The sequence below is a fragment of the Vibrio sp. 10N.286.45.E10 genome, assembly GCF_002874195.2.
In the GTDB taxonomy this organism is placed as follows: Bacteria; Pseudomonadota; Gammaproteobacteria; order Enterobacterales; family Vibrionaceae; genus Vibrio; species Vibrio crassostreae.
Genome location: NZ_MCWD02000002.1, coordinates 342,821 through 362,311 on the forward strand (window position 1 = coordinate 342,821; position 19,491 = coordinate 362,311).

A 19,491-nucleotide genomic window follows, 5' to 3' on the forward strand; every position below is an offset into this window, starting at 1 on the left:
CTCGAAGCAGAAACATCGATAAAACAACAAACACACAGATCCACCACCAAACTATTGAAAGGGCGTTCTATGACATACGATGAGTTCAATACATTCTGTGAATCACAAACCGCCACCAGCTATGTGATGCAGTGGAATAACTCTCACGTTTGGAAAGTGGGAGGGAAAGTGTTTGCCATTGGAGGTTGGGGGCCGAAAGATGAGCCTGCGTTTATCTTCAAAGCGTCCGACCAGAATTTCGATTTTCTCAAAGAAGAACCGGGCTATAAACCCGCGCCCTACTTTGCTTCGCGTGGCATGAAATGGATTCAGCTTTTTGAGAGCACGTCAGAAAGGGATGAGGAGCTGAAATACTACCTCACAGAGTCACACCGAATTGTGTCCTTAGGTTTAACCAAAAAGAAACAAGCAGAACTCGGGCTCAATCAGTAACCAGAATTTCTGCTTGTTAAATATAGATTTATGCACATCTTAAAAACTTAGGCAGCTCTTAAAACCTTAAGACTCTCTTAATAACTGCGGCAATAAAGGTTCTATCTTTTTCGTTGGAATCAGTGGCACCAATAAATAAATTAACCCCGCAAAGGCAATAGACGCCGCTAAATCTTCAGGTCGATGCATACCAAGCCAAACACGGCTATAGGCGACACCACCAGCCCAAACCAACAAACCGCCGACTAGGTAAAAGCGTTTCGCCTCTAGGAACAATCCGCCAAAGAATGCCAAACACACACCGACGAAGATCATGTGTCCAGACGGGAAAGAGTAGTCCGTTTCACCCAACCAATGACGAGTTCTCCAATCGCTGACCTTATCTTGCACAGATTCAATCGCGGCGTTTTTTTCTACCAAAGGCAGCTCATAAAACAGCTCTGGCATTTCAACTACTTCTTGGGTAACCAAATACTCAGTATATGGGCGTGGACTCTCTGTTGATGATTTGAGAAATGTCTTCGCTGCAAAGCTTAATACCAACAAGACACCGAGCTGCAGACAAAGGCTGACTAACTTTGCTTTTGAGAACTTTAGCGTCAACACCAATAAAGAAAGTACCGCGAGTGTGATTAGGAAGCCCTGATTACCCGCAGAGTAAGTCACAAATGTCATCACAGCACCATAGAAAGGCAGAACTGCACTTCCAAGGTCGAAATGAGATCCAAAGATCAGAAAGGGAACGAGAGAATACAGACTTAGAACGAGCAGTAATAAGCCTTTGGATTTGTTAGAGAACAGAGAAGTCATGGCTAAGATCTTTTAGATAAAGTGGTCGGATGCTATCGCAGCTTAGCATCGTCAATATCAATTTTATGTAAAAACGGTCAGTAAGACGTCATGACGTAACATTATTCGGCTATTGGAGATTATTGCCATTGATTCGGTGAACAATGATTTGATCATCAATAACCTTTGCCATCCACTTATACGCATACCGACAGTAAAACCGACCAAAGACCAGCTGTACCGCACTAAACACAACGGTATTGTGTTCTGCTGATAAAGTGAACACTCACCGGGTTAACAGGCCAAAATCTGAAAAACTTTGCTGTCAGTCCTTTAAATCCACTATTGAAAGGATTACCATCTGGTCTGCTTTCAAAGCAAAACAGATTATTAATTTTTATTCTCAGGGCGGGGCGAAATTCCCCACCGGCGGTATGTCCTTAGCAAAATCTAAAGATAAGCCCGCGAGCGCTCGATTCGTCGAGGTCAGCAGATCTGGTGAGATGCCAGAGCCGACGGTTATAGTCCGGATGAGAGAGAATGGAAACACACTCGTTTAAGTTGGAAAGGCGTACTCATTTATTGGGTTCATGCCTCCAACTCGAAAGGGTGCATTTCGTTTTGGATAAAACCATAATGAGCTAAGGTCGACTTATAATGAGTCGGCTTTGTCGTGCTCGGTTGAGATCCCTCATGCAGCCCTGATTCTGGTGATATTTTAGGAGTTTAACCATGAATCAGTCTTCACTACTTGCCGAATTTGGCGAACCAATCACTCGCGTTGAAAACGCACTGCAAGCCCTACGCGAAGGTCGTGGCGTACTTTTACTTGACGATGAAGATCGCGAGAACGAAGGCGACATCATCTACTCAGTAGAACACCTAACCAATGCTCAAATGGCACTTATGATCCGTGAATGCAGCGGCATCGTGTGCTTGTGTCTAACTGACGAGCAAGCAAACCAACTTGAACTTCCACCTATGGTTGTTGATAACAACAGCGCAAACCAAACTGCGTTTACTGTCACTATCGAAGCAAAAGTTGGCGTAACAACAGGCGTTTCTGCCGCTGACCGTGTAACAACGATCAAAACAGCTGCAAACCCAACAGCTAAGCCTACTGACCTAGCTCGCCCTGGCCACGTATTCCCACTGCGTGCTCGCAAAGGTGGTGTACTTGCTCGCCGCGGTCACACAGAAGGTACTGTGGATCTGATGCAAATGGCTGGTCTTCAATCAGCAGGTGTACTGTGTGAAGTCACCAACCCAAACGGCACAATGGCAAAAGCGCCAGAGATCGTTGCTTTCGGTAAACTGCACAACATGCCAGTACTGACCATTGAAGATATGGTGATGTACCGCAACGAGTTCGACCTTAAGCTTGCATAACGTTTAGCCCTCAATGCTGAACACTTAGCAGTTAAGGTAACTACACTGCGAAATGAACACTGAAAGGCCTCACTCTTACTGCTTTTTATAGTTAAAAGCATATAAGGGGTGAGGCCTTTCTAATTTCTGCAGCTTGAAACAAGCCAGAGGTGGATCGTCAAAGTGTCTCTACTTATCGAAACCTCCCCAACCTAATCGTTAGAAAAGCGTAACCTCTCAAAAAATCCTGCAAAATATGAGAAACATTCACCCGAATGGTGAAGTCATGCACCATGATTGATCATCCATGATTAAAGTAAAAACATAAATCAATGAAATATAACACTTATTTATTTTGGCACGGTGTCTGCACTACCACTAAGTAGGTATACAAATGTTAGGAGTTGAATATGTTTGTAGTTATTTCAGTGGGTTTATCCCTATTAGTACTTGCAGCCCTGTTTCATTTCTCAAGGAAGAGACAAACTGCGTTATCACACAGGTTTGAAACCTTAGTTCTACTTAGAGAGCTATTGTTGTTATCACGTAAACATCGCGCTGCAACGCATTACGCTCTGGCGTATAAATTGTCTAGCGACTCGATTCGTAAAGTGAACGAGATTTACGACAACATACTTGAGGTCTCTGAATTGCTTCAATCTCATGTTTCGTTTGATAGTCGCCCTATGTATCGCATCTATCACCTTAAGCTCATTGCCATGCACAGCGACTGGCAAAACCGCAGCTTGGTGCGTAACCAATCGATTCATGGCAAAACAATTCGCCACAGCATGTTCTTGATGGATGAAGTGATGATCATCTGGCTGATCCAGTCTGAGCGAGAAGACATGAGTAGTGAATACCACATGAATTGGCAACAGATCTTAGACTGCATGGAGATCTTGACCAAGCTGAGAATGTGCATACCTGATATGGAGAAGCCTGAGGAGTATGCGAGATTCAAATTCTACGCATCTCAGACACACCGTAAACTCAACCAATTATCGATTATCTGCCCTATCAGCAGTGGGTCACCCATTTGTACACGTGCGATGCATGCACTTACCGAGATCGCATCAAGCACTGAAGCGATCCAACCAGTAGATAGCATGTACGAATTAACCAGTGATATCTCTAGCGTCGTGTCCCAAGTATACGACCAAGTATTATCCGACATTACGAGAAGCTTGTATCAGCCTTTACCAGACATCAACGAAAAGGTGATAAATACTCGATTATCCGTACATCATTACATGTAAAGACTTCGTGAGAGGAGAGCGTGCTGGAACTCTTAATTATTGAGTTCAAATCCGATATCACCATTGATATCGGATTTTTGTATTTATGGGCTTTTAAATTTCTATCGCTATGTATCATTGCCTATGAAGTTTCAAACATCACCAGACTTGATATCGCTAGCCCAAGCTTCTGCCGCAAAATCAATGAACTGACGAACAATCGGAAGCTGGTAACTGCGAGATAGATACACCGCCCAAAGAACGCTGCTTGGCGAAACAAAATCATCCAATATGCGTATCAATTTGCCATTAGCGATCAGTGGATTGGCTAAGTCACAAGGTAAACGAACCACCCCTTTTCCGTGCTGTGCGGCGCGAGTTAGCACCCCAACATCGTTAGCCTTAATGGTGCCAGACACCTCAACCGAATAGTGCTGGTTATCCTTAACAAAATCCCACTTAGAAACATTCAAGTGACGAAAACAATTGTGTTGTCGAAGCGCCTCGACCGTTTCAGGTTCACCATGTTTGTCTAAGTAGGCTTGCGAGGCACACACTACTGAATCAATTACCATTAGCTTTCGTGCAATCAAACTATCGTCAGGTTGATCCGTATAGCGAAGTGCAATATCGATCCTTTCATCCACTAGCTGGGTAAAACGGTCTGAGGCAAACAGTTCGACCGTGATATTAGGGTGGCGGTCGGTGAACTGTTCGACCACATCCAACAACATGTGCTGAGTTAAACCAATGGGGGCAGCAATTCGAATGGTTCCGGAAAGATCATCGGTTTGATTGAGTGAAGTAACTTCTAGCTCAGCGGTCTCATGGAGGATTTTCTCACAGCGCTGCAGAGCGATTTCCCCTGCCGCCGTCAAGCTCACCTTTCGAGTCGTCCTATGTAATAGCCTCTGCTTCAACCACCCTTCTATCTCTTGAACATGACGTGAAACCTGCAACCGACTCATGTCCAAATGCTCAGCCGCTTGGGTGAAGCTGGCACAATTCGCAACTTCGACAAAGCTACGCATTGCCGTCAACCTATCCATCACACTCTCCTTGAGCTGTTTAGCAGCTAATCGAATCTTATTAGATCAATATATAGATACAATCTACATCATTTTTCGATATTTATCGCAACCTAGTGAGCTATTAGACTGCAATGGCTGTCGAGAAAACGACTCAATAAATTAGATAATTGGAGAGACATTATGAAAATTGCAGTATTAGGCGCATCAGGCTGGATTGGTAGTCACATCGCTCAAGAAGCTCAATCTCGTGGTCACGACGTAGTTGCTGTTGTAAGAGATGCAGACCGCGTGGAAACCAAGGGCATTGAAGTTCGTTCATTTGATTTACAAGATGAAGCCGCTAGTCTAGCAAACGCACTATCCGGCGTTGATGCAGTAATTACTTCGATTGGCGGACGTGCTCTGGGTAATCACGAAATCGTAAAAAATACTGCGGCTAAATTGCTGGCAACATTACCGAGCATTGGTATCGAGCGCCTACTTTGGGTTGGTGGTGCAGGCTCACTAGAAGTGGCGCCAAACGTACCGCTAGTGACCGTTCCGGACTTCCCTGCGGATTATAAAAATGAAGCGCTAGCACAGGGTGAAGCTCTTGAAGTGTTCAAGCAATCGAACAGCGAAGTGAACTGGACGTTTGTTAGCCCTGCAGCAGAAATATTCCCGGGTGAGAAACTATCGACCTACCGTACTGGTGGCGACCAGCTGCTCACCGACGAAGATGGCAACAGCAAAATTTCAGTCAGCGATTACGCTATCGCGATGATTGATGAGCTCGAAGCTGGCAAGTTCCCGCGCCAACGTATTGGTGTCGCTTACTAGTCAATTCATATAAAAACTAAAAAAGCCGCTTGTTCAAAACAATGCGGCTTTCTCATATTATATTGAGCATTCCTTTAATCCAATGGCAAGTGACCCGTTTTCACTAGGATAACCGTCTCTTCTTCCACATAAGGGAAATGCTCGCTCATGTGAGGGCTACGCATCCAAGTATGTTTCGGGTACACGCCGTGTTCATCTTTGAAAGTGCCCGACAACACAAAGATCTCTTCTCCACCAAAGTGACGGTGCGGCTGAAAACGTTCGCCAACAGGCCACTTCACTAAAGCGACATGTTCGTGCTCGAACTCATGCAGTGGCATGACTTGTAAGCCACCAATGCCCGGAAGCCACTCCGTTTCTAGCGTATTGATTCGAACTTGAGTTAAGTCTCTCGCGTCAAACTGGTTGAGCTTAACCAAGATCGTGCAGCGATCTTTACTCGATGGAGAATGCGCACTGCCCGGGGGATTACGGATATAAGTGCCCGCAGGGAAATCTCCAGTTTCATCAGAAAATACACCCTCTAATACGAAGATCTCTTCTCCTTGCGGATGTGGGTGTTCGGAGAATGAAGATTGAGGGTCGTATTTCACCACGCTAGTCGTGTGACCTGATTCTTTCTCTTCTCTTTCTAGGGGCTTACGCCACACTCCTTTGGCAGGGCTTGCAACCCAATCTAGTTTATCGGTTTCGATAACCAATCTCTTTGAAAAGTCCATGTTAAGCATAATGACGACCTTACTCTAAATATTGTTTTAATTATGATTGTCTTTCTAGCTTCTATTCTACGCGAATACTCATCAAGGAGGCCATCTCGCTACTATTTTGCCTGCGCGACAGCCACCTAAAAAGAATCCTGATTAATTGCGGCCAGCGATCACGCCACCATCAACATCCCAGATTGCGCCCGTTACCCAATCTGCACTGTCTGACAGTAAGAAAGAGATGCTGTTTGCGATGTCTTTCGGTTGACCCACTCGACCAATAGGATGGAATGCGTTGAAGCCTTCTAGCGCTTGATCTACTTCTTCCGGCTTAATGAATGATTCGTAGATCGGCGTTTTAACTACTGCTGGAGACACTGCATTCACACGAATATTGTGGTCCGCAAGTTCCATTGCCATGTGTTGCGTTAAAGCGTGTAGTCCTGCCTTTGCCATTGAATACGCAGAAGATGGGGTTGCTTTGATCGCTTGCTTCGCCCACATAGAACCGACATTTACCACGTTTCCGCCACCGTTTTTGATCATCAACTTGCTGACAGCTTGAGTGATAAAGAAGGTTGCTTTGTTAAGTTGCATGTATTGCTCGTAATCTGACTCTTGGTGCTCAATAAACGCTTTTGGGTTGAAGTAGCCAGCGGCATTAACAAGGTAACCAATACCCTCTTCAAGTGACTCTAGATGCGCAATAAGATTCGACACACTTGCATCATCATAAAGATTAGCTTGCCAGCCAGTAGCGTGGCCTAGTGATTGAAGTTCTGATACTGCTTTATCTAACTTAGTTGGGTTATTGCCGACAACTAGCACATGGATATTTTGAGCGACTAACTGCTTCGCTGTTTCAAAGCCCATACCACTTGTGCCACCGATTACTACTGCAATACCATTTTTAGTGAAGTTCATTTTGTTATCTCCTAAGTCATGTGAACGTGGTAATCTTAGGCTTTGAACTAACACTATGAATAGTAAGTACAAATCGGTTAGGTAGGTACTTATTGGTACATCTTTATGAAAAATCAGGAAAACTTTTTTTCAAGAAAATCAGCGCCAGAGCGTTCCGCTCGCATGGTAGAGACCATCTACGGTTGTAAATGGTCGCTCACGGTTTACCAATTATTGGCAAATGGCATCAATCGTCCCGGTGAAATGGTACGCTCGGTCGAAGGGTTATCGACCAAGGTCTTGAATGAATGTTTAAAGCGAAATGTAGAGTTTGGGATTTTAGATAAGCAAATGTTCAACGAACTGCCACCAAGAGTGGAATACCAAGTGACACCCTTTGGTGAGAAGTTCTTACTGATTCTGGATCAACTAGAAAGCCTACAAAACGAAATCGACGAGATGTAAGCTCAAGCCGGTCACACTATTAGCAAAATACAGAAAGCACGATTAGCTCACTGGCATTTGTTCAAAGCGACTTTTCACAAAATCAATGAAGGTTCGAATTCGACTTGGTTGATAGCGGTCTCGATGGTAGATCGCTGAAAAGTCCACTTTAGGCACCACCCACTCATCAAACACCTGCTCTAGTTGTCCGTCATTGAGTTCTTGTAAACAATAGATGGTTGGCACACGAATAATCCCGTTGCCCGACTTCGCGCCCTGCACCAACACTCGCCCATTTTTACATTGCAGTCTGCCCGTCACATGCACATCGACCGTTTTCTTAGTATCGTCTGGCGCTTGAAAACTCCACTTACGCACCGATCCCGTTAAGCAGTCATGGTGGATCAGATCTTTAGGGTGATTTGGCTTCCCTTTGCGAGCGAAATACTCAGGACTCGCGAGTGTTCCCATCTCGATGTCTAAAAGCTTTCTTGCGATAAAGCCCGCGTCTTCTAAGCTTCCCATGCGAAAAGCGATATCAAACGCGTCTTCAATCAAGTCGACTCGGTTGCTACTGAAATCAAGACTAATACTGATATCTGGGTAGAGCTGCATAAACTCATTGACCAGATCCGCGATGATCACCTCACCCAAATAACCGCCGACACAGTTTACTTTTATGTCGCCACGTACTTCTTCGACATCGTCCACAGCAGCAATCAGAGCTTGGTCTATATTATCTAAGGCTTGTTCACATCTCGCGTACAGATCTTGCCCTGCGTGCGTCAATCTCAAGGTTCGAGTAGTGCGGATAAACAACGTCACGCCCATCTGCTTTTCTAGACTACTCACTTGGCGTGATACGTGGGAGCGCGACACATCAAGCTCCTCCGCTGCTTTAGTGAAGTTACCTAAACGAGCGATAAGCACGAAAGAACGAATATCAGACAGGTTAATTTGATTGAGCATGGTCGCAAGCTTAGTTGTGAGATTTTAAGATGATGAAGTAATAGAGAGCACATGCTCATTATTGCACCACAGCAACAGTGTTTCAAGTAAAGCGCTATATATCAACAATGCTATTTTCCTTAATATACCTCCATCGCAACGAAGCAAGACAACAAGCACTTGATTCGAATGCACTTAAACAACACGTCGTAGCCAACCGACGCAATAAAAGTACAGAGGAAATAAAATGAAAAAACTAATCGTAATTACAGGTGCAAGCTCTGGTATTGGTGAAGCAATCGCTCGTCGTCTAAGCGATGAAGGTCACCCTCTGCTACTTTTAGCTCGTCGTGTTGACCGCCTTGAAGCACTGAACCTACCAAACTCTCTATCAGTAAAAGTAGACGTGACAGACAAAGCGTCTTTTGATGCAGCAATCGCACAAGGTGAAGCGAAATTTGGCCCTGTAGACGCGCTTATCAACAACGCTGGTGCAATGCTTCTTGGTCAAATCGATACTCAAGATGCTCAAGAGTGGAAGACAATGTTCGACGTGAACGTCATTGGTCTTCTAAACGGCATGCAGTCTGTACTTGCTCCGATGATGGAACGCAACACAGGTACTATCATCAACATCAGCTCAATTGCGGGTAAGAAAACTTTCCCAAGCCACGCAGCTTACTGTGGTACTAAGTTCGCGGTACACGCTATTTCTGAAAACGTTCGTGAAGAAGTTGCTGCTTCAAATGTTCGTGTTACGACTATCGCACCGGGTGCTGTAGAAACAGAACTTCTGTCTCACACAACATCTCAAGAAATCAAAGATGGTTACGACTCTTGGAAAGAAGACATGGGCGGCGTATTGGCAGCTGACGATATCGCTCGCGCGGTATCATTCGCTTACCAACAACCACAGAACGTATGTATCCGTGAAATTGCTCTGGCACCAACTAAGCAGCAGCCATAGGCCTTTGCTATCGCTACTAAATCGGCGATGAAATAAGCAATGTACTAAAAAAGCGCCACTACTTAACAAGTCGTAGCGCTTTTGTTTTAGTGGTAACTATAATTGCAATCGCCACATCAATTTTTACTCATACGTGATTTACTTACGTTCATCGTGAGGTTGTCGATGAAAAGAAAAAAGCGCCCAAGCTGGCTGGTGCTTGAGCGCCTTTTGTAAACTGAATATGTGGATTAGAAGTTGTAACCACCACCAACCATGAATACCCATGGGTCGATATCAACGTCTGTTTTGAACTGTTGACCATTAAACTTATATTTTGCTGTAGTACCAATATCTGCATACCAAACTGATGCGTTCAGGAACCAGTCTTCATTAATCATGTAGTCCATACCAATGTTTGCCGCTAAGCCCCAAGAATCATCAAGAGATAAGTCACTTAAGCCTAGATCTTTCGCTCCTTGGTTTAGTGACTCATCGAAAAATACAGTGTAGTTGATACCCGCACCTACGTAAGGACGGAAATCACTGTTCGCTTGACCAAAGTAGTACTGAACCATAAACGTTGGTGGTAGGTGTTTAGTCTCTGCTATGTCTCCGAGGCCAGTAGCTGAAATGTTATGAGAGAAAGGGCTAGCTGCCAATACTTCAAAACTGATGTTGTCGGTAAACATGTAACCGAAGGTCAAACCAAGTTGAGTATTAGAATCGACACCGAATTTAACTCCAGCTGTATCAAGAACGTCACCGCTGCTGTCGTTTGGAGATACTGTTGCTGCACCTGCACGGATGATGAAATCACCTTCTTTATGAGCAAGAACATTGGTTGACATAAGAGCCGCAATAACCGCAATACCACATACTGTTTTTTTCATTATAATTTCCTTTTGAGGGCTTCATATTATTGGTGAATGAGTAATCATTTCTTATTTTGCGTGCAAGGTAACACACAATAACCCTACTTTATTGATGGAAATTAATTTGTGAAAAGTTATGATTATTTATGTAAATTTATATCGACCTGATCACTTTATTCCTTCATTTTATTGACAGTTTTATAATGCGACTTTTCCGTGCATCATTTTGTTAATCCAACCCAGTCACTTTGCTCAGATATCTTTGGATCAAAATAGAGCAAGCCAACATCCCGTACGCATCAATTTAGTGCAATCCAACAAGAAATATCCCCTCCTTGTTTAATATTCAATGAGTTACATTTGGCTTAGTGCTTGCAAGTCTATGTTCATAATCATAAATACATTGAGGTTCTGACCATGCAAGACACTCTAACAATCGTTCTGGCCGGCGGTGTTGGCTCTCGGCTTTCTCCCCTCACCGATAACCGCGCAAAACCTGCGGTCCCCTTTGGTGGCAAATATCGAATCATCGATTTCACTCTCGCGAACTGCTTACACTCTGGGCTACGCCAAATTTTGGTGCTGACTCAGTACAAATCACACTCATTGCAAAAACATTTGAGAGATGGTTGGTCGGTGCTTAACCCCGAGCTCGGCGAATACATCACCAATGTTCCCCCACAAATGCGAACCGGTGATAGCTGGTACAGCGGCACTGCCGATGCCATCTATCAAAACTTGTATCTGCTTTCTCGTAGTGAAGCCAAACATGTGGTGGTGTTATCCGGCGACCATATCTATCGCATGGATTACGCGCCAATGCTCAAGCAGCACAAAAAGAACGAGGCTGACCTGACCGTGGCGTGCATGGAGGTTTCGATTGACGAAGCCAAAGAGTTTGGTGTGATGGAAATAGACGAGTCTCTACAAATCAATAACTTTACCGAGAAACCACGTTACCCCGCGTGCGTACCCGGTAGACCAACTCGAAGCATGGCTTCAATGGGGATTTACATCTTTGATAAAGAAGTACTAACACAGGCATTATTGGCAGACGCAGAAGATCCAGACTCAAACCACGATTTTGGCAAAGACATCATTCCTAAGTTAGTCGGCAATAACAGCGTTTACGCGTATAAGTTTGGTGATGAGGAAGGACGTGTGACGCAAGATGCTTACTGGAGAGATGTTGGTACTATCGACTCTTATTACCAATCGAATATGGATCTGTTGAAACCGGCCTCGCCTATCGATTTATACCAACCGGATTGGGCTATTCGCACTTATGAGCCACAACTGCCGCCCGCACGAACCATTGCTTCGGTCGAAGGTAACCAAGGGATATTCATCAACTCGATGATCGCCAATGGTGTTGTGATTGAAGGTGGTTCGGCGCAAAACTCTATCTTCTTCCCAAAAGTGAAAGTCAGCAATGCCGCGATTGTGATTGATAGTATTCTGTTTGAAGATGTTGAGATTGGAAAAAACTGCCACATACAAAACTGCATCATCGATAAGAACGTCAAAGTGCCTGACGGAACCCAGATCGGTGTTGATAGCCTTGCCGACGCCAAACGCTTCCATATATCAAAACAAGGCGTGATTGTGGTGCCCTCTTCTTATCAATTTGAAGAGTAATCTTTGACGTTGGAATAGCTTTTATTTAAACGAGAAAAGGCAGCGAGTTCGCTGTCTTATTATCATTCGAAATAACCTTAACCAAAACCTAAATTCATCCCGCGTTGAAAGAGATTTATAAAACCAGGCTAGAATAAGAATTCGTAAGAATGTTTGATTGAGGCGATAAAGCCTAAGTCCTATAGAAGGCTTAGAGCAATACTTCAAAGATGAGGGATTTTTAAACACGTTTGAAATTCACGAAACATAATATGCGATCAGTTAATCGGACTTTCAAGGGAGTAAGGGGAGATTATTTGATAACACTGAAGTTAATCACACATGTGTACTTTCTCTATTGGTGAATCTATCCGATGTTTGCTACGTTTAAATGACACAGTCATTGGAAAGGTATGATTTATGAAAATAAACGTTCAAACACATCACGTATCAATTAACGACGACTCACGTAAAGACATCGAAGGTAAGTTCGAAAAGATATCAAACCATTTTCCATCACTGATTAGCTGCGACATCATCATTACAAAAGAACACAGCCAACATCAGGTTGAAGTGTTCACCAACTACGAAGGTGTACGTGTAAACGCAAAAGCTACAGATGACGTTATGTATCCAGCTATCGCTTCAGCACTCAAGAAACTTGAAGCAGGCCTAAGTAACCGTAAGGGACAATTGAAAGCCGACCTACACGAGAAGCCAACAAGTACGAAGCCAGAGATTGCTTCAGACATCATCCAAGAGATGAAGTTGGTATAACTCCACAGTAGAAGCTCGCTAATCAATAATAGCAGCGCAAAAGAATTTCAAAGCCAGCACATGTTGCTGGCTTTTTCGATCTATACATCAATTTCCTTGATTTTTCCGACCACCGACCTTCGCTTCCTATATTAGAAATAAGCCCAACTCTATATCGTTTTAACAAACTTATGTCGCTGGCTGCTATAACAATCGCTAGCGGTATTTGATACAGTGATAAGTAGAAATTTAGACAATAAAGGAATGTTTATTATGAAAAAAATCGCGCTAATTCTATTTCTAGCGACTCAACTGATGGCTTGTACAGAAGTGGGCAGTGAAGCTTGGTGTACAGATATGAAAGAAAAGCCGAAAGGCGACTGGACTGCCAATGAAGCCGGTGATTTTGCTAAGCACTGTGTTTTCTAAACACTGTTAAGCGTTAATTAACAACACTTAGTAGCACTGAGTGGAAGACATTTAACGACGAACTGAACACTCCACGCAATACAATAGATCCGAATAAGTGAGTTTGAGGATGGAACACCAACTAGGCAATAACTGGAAGCACATCGAATGGGTATTAACCGATGTTGATGATACGCTCACTTGGCAGGGTTCACTCCCTCCAGAAACATTGATTGCGTTACAAAAGCTAAGAGATAACGGAATTAAAGTGGTCGCAGTAACGGGAGCCTGTGCTGGTTGGTGTGATCATATTGCACAACTATGGCCTGTAGACGCCGTGCTTGGAGAGAACGGCGCCTTCTTATTAGAGAAACAAGATGGTGCATTACAACTCTCATGTGAAACGCCGCTAGAACAAGTGCGCCAGAATCAAGCCAAGCTCAAACAAGAAGTTGAATCGATCTTGCAGAGTTACCCAGACCTATCCCTAACTTTGGATCAATCTTACCGCTTGTGTGAGGTCGCGATTGATATCGGCCAAAACCGTCAGCCTGTTGACCCTGAAATAGTGCAAGCGGTACTCGAAAGAATACATGCTTTAGGCGCACACGCGACAGCAAGTTCGATTCATATCAATGCTTGGTATGGCGAGCACTCAAAGAAAAACGCCGTGTACCGTTTCCTTTCGAGTAAAGGCCTATCGCTTGAACAAACCCACAAGCAAGCGTGTTATGTCGGCGATTCAATGAATGATCAAAAAATGTTCGAATCACTACCGCTCACCGTTGGCGTGGCTAACATTGAGCATTATTGGGATAAGCTAGATCATCATCCAAGCAAGGTGATGTCACAACCGGGTGGTTATGGGTTTGCAGAATTTGTGGATTTACTGCTGACGCTTAAAAGTGAGACAGCGAAAAGCTAACCATCCCCTTCTAAACAAGCTTTCTGTCCATTCAAACAACATAAAAAAACGACCGCTAGGTAGACCGAAGTACCTAGGGTCGTTTGAGCTTCAAAATGCTAGATAAGCTCTTAACTTTCACACAACATATTGTCTATATGAGTTTGTTGCGGATGTGGATCACTACAGCTTCTGCAATGATAACCACAGCAAAAATACTCACCAATACCATCGACACTTTTTGCCACTCGAAAAGGTTCTGCGCATCGTTGAGCACTACGCCAATACCACCAGCGCCCACTAAACCCAATACCGCAGATTCACGCACATTAATGTCCCAACGGAACAGTACAATTGAGTAGAATGCGGGCATCACTTGTGGCCAATAACCTTTAAGTAGGATGCTCATCCACGAAGCACCTGTGGCGCGCAGTGCTTCAATAGGCCCCATGTTCACTTCAGCAATGGCTTCCGCTAACAGCTTCCCTACAAAGCCGATACTGCGAATTGCAATTGCCATGATACCTGCGAGAACACCGGGGCCAAACAGTGCGATAAACAGTAATGCCCAAACTAGCGAGTTCACTGAACGTGAAGACACGAGGAAGAATTGAGCGATCCAGTTCAGCGCTTTATTAGGTGTAATGTTTGGTGCGTTCAACAATGCCAAAGGAATCGCAAACACCAAAGTAAACAGTGTGCCCAATGTCGCGATGTGTAAGGTTTCAATCATCGCCGCGTGAATCGATTCTGGATAAAAACCATAGTCCATTGGCACCATTCGTTCGAACATATCCGCAAATTGAGCGGGCGCGTCATAAAGGAACTCAGGAATCACTTCTACCGTCTGCCAAGACCAAACGATGGCACACACAAGGCTAAGGTAAACGGCGAATCGAGCCACACGTTCGTTGGGTGTAAAACGCTGCCACTCTCTATCGATAGATGCAGTTGTCATTAGAAGATTCTCCTAACAATGTTGGAAAGAAATTCACCGACAAGAATCAGTGCGATGATCGTTATCAAAATAGCAGCGACAAAGTCGTAGTCGAAACGTTGGAATGCCGAGAATAACGTCCCACCAAGGCCGCCCGCGCCAACGATGCCCACCATAGTTGAGTTACGTAAATTCGAGTCCAACTGGTAGCTAGCGAAGCCAATAAAACGAGTAAACACCTGCGGCATTACCGCATACAGAATCACACTGATGAAGCTAGCGCCGGTCGCTTTAATCGCTTCAACAGGCTTGAAAGAGATCTCTTCAATCGCTTCTGCGAACAGCTTGGCAATAAAACCAATCGATGCGAACACCAAGGTCAGAATCCCAGCCAGGGCACCAAAACCCACCGCTTTCACAAACAAGATTGCGATGATCACTGGATGAAAAGAGCGACACAGTGCGATAAAGCCCCGAATAGGTGTCGATACAATCGAAGGCATCATGTTTCTTGCAGCAAGTAAGCCAAGAAACAGCGAAATGATGATGCCGAAGAAACTCGAAATGATCGCTATCTGTAAGCTCTCTGCTAAGCCGCTTAGCAGTAGATTAGTACGCGAGAAATCTGGCGGAAACATTCTTGATAGTAACCGCTCACTCTCACCAAAACCGATGACCAAACGATCAAAAGTCAGCCCTAACGTCGAGAAACTGTAAAACAGATACGCAACTATCGCAGCGATGATTGCTCGGTTAGTCCATGAGGTTTTGAACGGGTTTTCATGCTTCGCTGGCGACTGGTTTGACGATGCACTTGGCGATGAGCTTGGGGTTAATCCAGCCATGATTCACCCCCATAGATGATTTTTAGATCTTCCTCTGAAATGCCTTCAGGGCTGCCGTCGTAATGTACTTTGCCATTACACATGCCGATGATGCGTTTGGCGTAACGCTTGGCTAAGTTGACATCGTGGATGTTAACCAACACAGGGATGTTCTTCTGCTCGGCGAAAGTTTCCATCAGCTCCATGATCTCAACCGCGGTTTTCGGGTCGAGTGATGACGTTGGTTCATCCGCTAATAAGATATATGGGTCTTGCATGACTGCGCGAGCGATACCGACACGCTGTCTTTGGCCGCCTGACAAACTGTCGGCACGTTGGTTTGCAAAGTCTTGTAGGCCTACAAATTCAAGTAACTCGAACGCTTTTGCTAAGTCTTGTGGAGAATAGTTACGACGCCACGCATTCCAAGCCGTCATGTAACCCAAACGGCCGCTTAACACGTTCTCGATAACCGTTAAACGTTCCACGAGGTTATATTCTTGGAACACCATGCCGATGTGTCGACGTTGTTTACGTAGCGCTTGGCCTTTTAATTGAGTCAGGTCTGCGCCATCAAAAATGATTTCGCCTTGGCTTGGATCATTGAGGCGGTTGATACAGCGCAGAAGCGTACTTTTACCGGTACCAGATGGACCAATGATCGCGATGATGCCTGGCTCATCGATATCAATATTAATGCCTTTAAGGATTGGCTTGCCTGCCACATATTCGTGGAAAAGGTTGTTTATCTTTATTCCTTCATAGCTTGCTACGGCCATACTGCATTTCCTTGTGCGAATTTTAGAATGATCTATGCCCTACCCGCGAGGGCATAGATATTTAGTTGAAGTAGGTGTTTTAAAAGAACTAAGTCTTTCGAGAACTTAGTCTTCTAATAGAAAAAGAATTAGCCGTTGTTTGCTTGTTTCGCTAACTCAGCTGCTTTTTTCTTCGCGCGTTTAGCCGCATCTTTTTCCGCGAGTTTCTTAAGGCCAGCTTTAGTGTAAGCCGTACCTGTCGCGTGGGCGATATCACGAATCACGTCCCACTCTTCTTTGTAGCTGATTGGTGAGAAGCGGTCTGCACCTTTGAATGATGCGCTCATCTCTGGTGTGAAGCGGTAGCTAAAGAAAGCTTCGTTGATCTTCTCAACCAGCTCCGGTTTTAGGTTGTACGCGTAACCAAACGCAGACGTTGGGAAGCGCGGGCTACGGTAGATGATCTTAAGCTCAGAATCATCAACACGACCTGCTGCCACCATACGATCGTACACGTCAGATGCCACAGGTGCTGCATCATAGTCTCCGTTGAATACACCTAGAATCGATTGGTCATGCTTACCTGAGTAAAGCACTTTGTAGTCTTCATCTGGCACTAACCCTTTAGCTGGGAATAACGCACGAGGAGCTAGGTTGCCAGAGTTTGATGATGCAGAAGTGTGTGCAACCTTTTTGCCTTTTAGATCAGCCATGGTGTTGATACCACTGTCTTTGCGTACAATGGTAATCAGGTTGTAGCCTTGGAAACCAGACTCATCGCCTTTCACTGCAATTGGAACGTAGCCCGCTAGGTTAACCGCGTAGCCAGTTGGGCCCGTAGAGAAACCAGCTACGTGCAAACGGCCAGAACGCATCGCTTCTACTTGTGCAGAGTTCGAGTGCACCGTGTAGTAAATCACTCGCTTACCCGTGATTTTGCTTAAGTGAGCTTGGAAGTCGGCAAACGCATCTTTGTACAAAGCAGGGTCTTCTACTGGCGTGTAAGTAAACACAAGCGTGCTTGGGTCATTCCACTCATCTGGGTTCTTCGGTGAATCGGCGACCAAATCTTGGTTTTCATCACAGTATCGATCGTCTAACACACCACGACTAGAGCAGTCGCTTGCCATAGCCATTGAAGGAAGTAGTAATGAGCTAGCGATTAACAGTCCTTTAACACTGATTTTCATATTCAAACCTTACTTTTACTTATTGTTGAAAGTCACCTTCGCTATTGCAGCCTTCGTGCCATATTTTTATTTGCTAAATTTCAATAACTTACAACAAAAATCAAACTAACCAAGATCTTTTGAGTCATTGATGTCCAACTCAAAACCAATCATTTGGGTCATTTCTGTCCCATCAACCTTGATGGTAAAAAAAGAGCCCGAAGGCTCTTTGGTTCACTGCTTTTTCTCTTATTATTCTTCAATAATCCAGATAACTTAGGCGTCGCTGTCCATGCAGTTTGCGTAGTAAGTGACCGTTGCAGGCCAGTCACTGAATACGCCCATCACACCCACATCTTGTGCTAACACATCGAGCATTTTCATCATGTCGCCATCATTGTTGATACCATCTTTCACGCTCTTGTAGTACCAACCGCCGCCTTGCGCGAGTGGGCCTGAACGTTCCAGAGTCCATGCGATGATGTCGAGGTCTGCATCTTTAGCGAGCTTGGCGTAGTTAGACGCAACCAGTTCATTGTTCTCATCTAGATCAACCAGAGCAAACAGGGGCGGTGCAATGATGTTTACACCCGCATCGTGCAGCTCTTTCATGTTTTCAACAGAAGCAACAAAGTCCGCTTGCTCGTAAACACGGTCATCAAGATAAACGGCTTGTTTACCGAATTTTGGCGCAGCTTTGATCCAGTACTTCACGTCATCCAGGTTGAACGATTGCAAGTAAGTCTCTGAAGGTGCAAAGCCCGCTTCTTTTAGCTCATCCACCAGCTTTTGCGCGTACATCTCTTGGCTGAAGCCATTGAAAGGCATCTCAACCGCTGCCGATTTCAATTCAGGTGTCACCTTTACACCGTGTTCTTTAAACAGTGCCGCACTTTCTGCGTGTGTCATCAGCGTCCCACTCTGGCTGTATAGATCCGTTCTCCAACCCGGAGTACCATTCATGTACTCTTCAACTGTGGTTGCTTTCGGGTTCGCTCCATCCATTTTGCCTTTTAACGTCTTAAACTCCGCTAGCGTGAAATCAGAAGTACGACACTCAACCTGAGCATCTTCGCCTGTCGCTGGGTTCGCTGGTTTAAATGGAACCGAACACTTCTTAGCAAGTTCAGGATGCGCCAACACATCAGTTGTGGTGTGCAGATCACTTTGCGAGTGTCGACATACCAACGCCTTATCTTTAGTGAAAGTAACATCACACTCTACGACACCGGCTCCCATCTGAATTGCCGCTAAGTAAGATTCTTTGGTGTGTTCGGGAAACTGCATTGCAGCTCCGCGATGCCCAATAGAAAAATCGCTACGATGAAATGGCCCTTCGCTACAACTGAGCAGCTTGGTTTTCAAAGGGCTCTCGTCCATATTGTTGACTAAAAAGAGGGGACGAGGTCCTAGGTTTGCTGACTCTGTCGCCGCCCATGCTGTCATTGAGCTAACGCCGAGTATCAGAGCAATCGAACCTTTCAGTATTTGCTTCATGTTTGTATCTCCTTGCAACAAGCAATTATTTTTCTAATTTCCTTAATCCGGTCATTTCTACCTTCTGTGAGATGACCTCATGTGGGCAGGTGCCACAATGTAGGGATTGCACGCTTTGTGCCAA

21 protein-coding genes and 1 riboswitch are annotated in these 19,491 nt (G+C 44.7%); of the genes, 10 read left to right on the forward strand and 11 right to left on the reverse strand.

Annotated features, from left to right (window positions below; genetic code table 11):
- Positions 1–69: 69 nt before the first annotated feature.
- Positions 70–432: an MmcQ/YjbR family DNA-binding protein gene (locus tag BCU34_RS14710; protein WP_048659032.1), complete on the forward strand. Its 363-nt coding sequence runs from the start codon at positions 70–72 to the stop codon at positions 430–432.
- 66 nt (positions 433–498) lie between these two features.
- Here BCU34_RS14710 and BCU34_RS14715 read toward each other — a convergent pair whose 3' ends face one another.
- Positions 499–1,242, reverse strand: coding sequence for a phosphatase PAP2 family protein (locus BCU34_RS14715; protein ID WP_102432025.1), 744 nt, complete (start codon positions 1,240–1,242; stop codon positions 499–501).
- 374 nt (positions 1,243–1,616) lie between these two features.
- Positions 1,617–1,767, forward strand: a riboswitch (FMN riboswitch).
- Between the two features lie 186 nt (positions 1,768–1,953).
- Between BCU34_RS14715 and ribB the strand changes: the two genes are divergently transcribed.
- Together ribB and BCU34_RS14725 are read left to right on the forward strand one after the other, a co-directional pair.
- On the forward strand, positions 1,954–2,610 hold the full coding sequence (gene ribB, locus BCU34_RS14720) for a 3,4-dihydroxy-2-butanone-4-phosphate synthase (RefSeq protein WP_102320907.1): 657 nt from the start codon (positions 1,954–1,956) through the stop codon (positions 2,608–2,610).
- A gap of 389 nt (positions 2,611–2,999) precedes the next feature.
- Entirely contained in the window at positions 3,000–3,848 is an 849-nt protein-coding gene (locus tag BCU34_RS14725; protein WP_102432023.1) for a hypothetical protein, read from the forward strand.
- A gap of 131 nt (positions 3,849–3,979) precedes the next feature.
- Here the strand turns inward: BCU34_RS14725 and BCU34_RS14730 are convergent, their stop codons facing one another.
- Entirely contained in the window at positions 3,980–4,876 is an 897-nt protein-coding gene (locus BCU34_RS14730; RefSeq protein WP_102478405.1) for a LysR family transcriptional regulator, read from the reverse strand.
- 162 nt (positions 4,877–5,038) lie between these two features.
- Here BCU34_RS14730 and BCU34_RS14735 point away from each other — a divergent pair, with 162 nt between their 5' ends.
- On the forward strand, positions 5,039–5,677 hold the full coding sequence (locus tag BCU34_RS14735; protein WP_048659028.1) for an NAD(P)-dependent oxidoreductase: 639 nt from the start codon (positions 5,039–5,041) through the stop codon (positions 5,675–5,677).
- Between the two features lie 74 nt (positions 5,678–5,751).
- On the opposite strand, the gene BCU34_RS14740 is transcribed toward BCU34_RS14735, so the two are convergent.
- Together BCU34_RS14740 and BCU34_RS14745 are read right to left on the reverse strand one after the other, a co-directional pair.
- Positions 5,752–6,405 (reverse strand): cupin domain-containing protein, encoded by a 654-nt coding sequence (locus BCU34_RS14740; protein WP_102478404.1) that lies wholly within the window; start codon positions 6,403–6,405, stop codon positions 5,752–5,754.
- Positions 6,406–6,537: 132 nt separating this feature from the next.
- Positions 6,538–7,305, reverse strand: coding sequence for an SDR family NAD(P)-dependent oxidoreductase (locus tag BCU34_RS14745; RefSeq protein ID WP_048659026.1), 768 nt, complete (start codon positions 7,303–7,305; stop codon positions 6,538–6,540).
- Between the two features lie 105 nt (positions 7,306–7,410).
- Here BCU34_RS14745 and BCU34_RS14750 point away from each other — a divergent pair, with 105 nt between their 5' ends.
- Positions 7,411–7,749 carry a winged helix-turn-helix transcriptional regulator gene (locus BCU34_RS14750; protein WP_004741127.1) on the forward strand — a complete coding sequence of 113 codons (339 nt, stop codon included), beginning with the start codon at positions 7,411–7,413 and terminating at the stop codon, positions 7,747–7,749.
- A gap of 42 nt (positions 7,750–7,791) precedes the next feature.
- Here the strand turns inward: BCU34_RS14750 and BCU34_RS14755 are convergent, their stop codons facing one another.
- Complete coding sequence (locus tag BCU34_RS14755) at positions 7,792–8,697, reverse strand: LysR family transcriptional regulator (protein ID WP_102478403.1); 906 nt, start codon at positions 8,695–8,697, stop codon at positions 7,792–7,794.
- Between the two features lie 226 nt (positions 8,698–8,923).
- On the opposite strand from BCU34_RS14755, the gene BCU34_RS14760 reads away from it, so the two are divergent.
- A complete protein-coding gene (locus tag BCU34_RS14760) occupies positions 8,924–9,643 on the forward strand; it encodes an SDR family oxidoreductase (protein WP_010433036.1) in 720 nt (239 codons plus the stop codon).
- A 230-nt stretch (positions 9,644–9,873) separates the two neighbouring features.
- Here the strand turns inward: BCU34_RS14760 and ompW are convergent, their stop codons facing one another.
- Positions 9,874–10,515, reverse strand: a complete 642-nt coding sequence (gene ompW, locus BCU34_RS14765) for an outer membrane protein OmpW (RefSeq protein WP_102432020.1) — start codon at positions 10,513–10,515, stop codon at positions 9,874–9,876.
- A gap of 399 nt (positions 10,516–10,914) precedes the next feature.
- Here ompW and glgC point away from each other — a divergent pair, with 399 nt between their 5' ends.
- The 4 genes from glgC to BCU34_RS14785 all read left to right on the forward strand — a co-directional run bounded on the left by glgC (position 10,915) and on the right by BCU34_RS14785 (position 14,203).
- A complete protein-coding gene (gene glgC, locus BCU34_RS14770) occupies positions 10,915–12,135 on the forward strand; it encodes a glucose-1-phosphate adenylyltransferase (protein ID WP_048659023.1) in 1,221 nt (406 codons plus the stop codon).
- 399 nt (positions 12,136–12,534) lie between these two features.
- The gene (gene hpf / locus BCU34_RS14775; RefSeq protein WP_048659022.1) at positions 12,535–12,891 is read left to right on the forward strand and encodes a ribosome hibernation-promoting factor, HPF/YfiA family; all 357 of its coding nucleotides are present in this window, start codon (positions 12,535–12,537) and stop codon (positions 12,889–12,891) included.
- Between the two features lie 252 nt (positions 12,892–13,143).
- Positions 13,144–13,299 (forward strand): DUF3012 domain-containing protein, encoded by a 156-nt coding sequence (locus BCU34_RS14780; protein ID WP_004732998.1) that lies wholly within the window; start codon positions 13,144–13,146, stop codon positions 13,297–13,299.
- 109 nt (positions 13,300–13,408) lie between these two features.
- Positions 13,409–14,203 carry an HAD-IIB family hydrolase gene (locus BCU34_RS14785; protein WP_102478402.1) on the forward strand — a complete coding sequence of 265 codons (795 nt, stop codon included), beginning with the start codon at positions 13,409–13,411 and terminating at the stop codon, positions 14,201–14,203.
- A 133-nt stretch (positions 14,204–14,336) separates the two neighbouring features.
- Here the strand turns inward: BCU34_RS14785 and phnE (BCU34_RS14790) are convergent, their stop codons facing one another.
- The 5 genes from phnE (BCU34_RS14790) to BCU34_RS14810 all read right to left on the reverse strand — a co-directional run bounded on the left by phnE (BCU34_RS14790) (position 14,337) and on the right by BCU34_RS14810 (position 19,367).
- Positions 14,337–15,140 (reverse strand): phosphonate ABC transporter, permease protein PhnE, encoded by an 804-nt coding sequence (phnE, locus tag BCU34_RS14790; protein WP_061037594.1) that lies wholly within the window; start codon positions 15,138–15,140, stop codon positions 14,337–14,339.
- A complete protein-coding gene (gene phnE / locus BCU34_RS14795; RefSeq protein ID WP_048663775.1) occupies positions 15,140–15,964 on the reverse strand; it encodes a phosphonate ABC transporter, permease protein PhnE in 825 nt (274 codons plus the stop codon). Before phnE (BCU34_RS14795) ends, phnE (BCU34_RS14790) begins: the two co-directional genes overlap by 1 nt.
- Positions 15,952–16,722, reverse strand: a complete 771-nt coding sequence (phnC, locus tag BCU34_RS14800; RefSeq protein WP_048663776.1) for a phosphonate ABC transporter ATP-binding protein — start codon at positions 16,720–16,722, stop codon at positions 15,952–15,954. The genes phnE (BCU34_RS14795) and phnC overlap by 13 nt, the downstream gene beginning before the upstream one ends.
- Positions 16,723–16,850: 128 nt before the next feature.
- Positions 16,851–17,891, reverse strand: coding sequence for a phosphate/phosphite/phosphonate ABC transporter substrate-binding protein (phnD, locus tag BCU34_RS14805; RefSeq protein ID WP_008216587.1), 1,041 nt, complete (start codon positions 17,889–17,891; stop codon positions 16,851–16,853).
- A 255-nt stretch (positions 17,892–18,146) separates the two neighbouring features.
- Positions 18,147–19,367 (reverse strand): glycerophosphodiester phosphodiesterase family protein, encoded by a 1,221-nt coding sequence (locus BCU34_RS14810; protein WP_102478401.1) that lies wholly within the window; start codon positions 19,365–19,367, stop codon positions 18,147–18,149.
- Positions 19,368–19,491 lie beyond the last annotated feature (124 nt).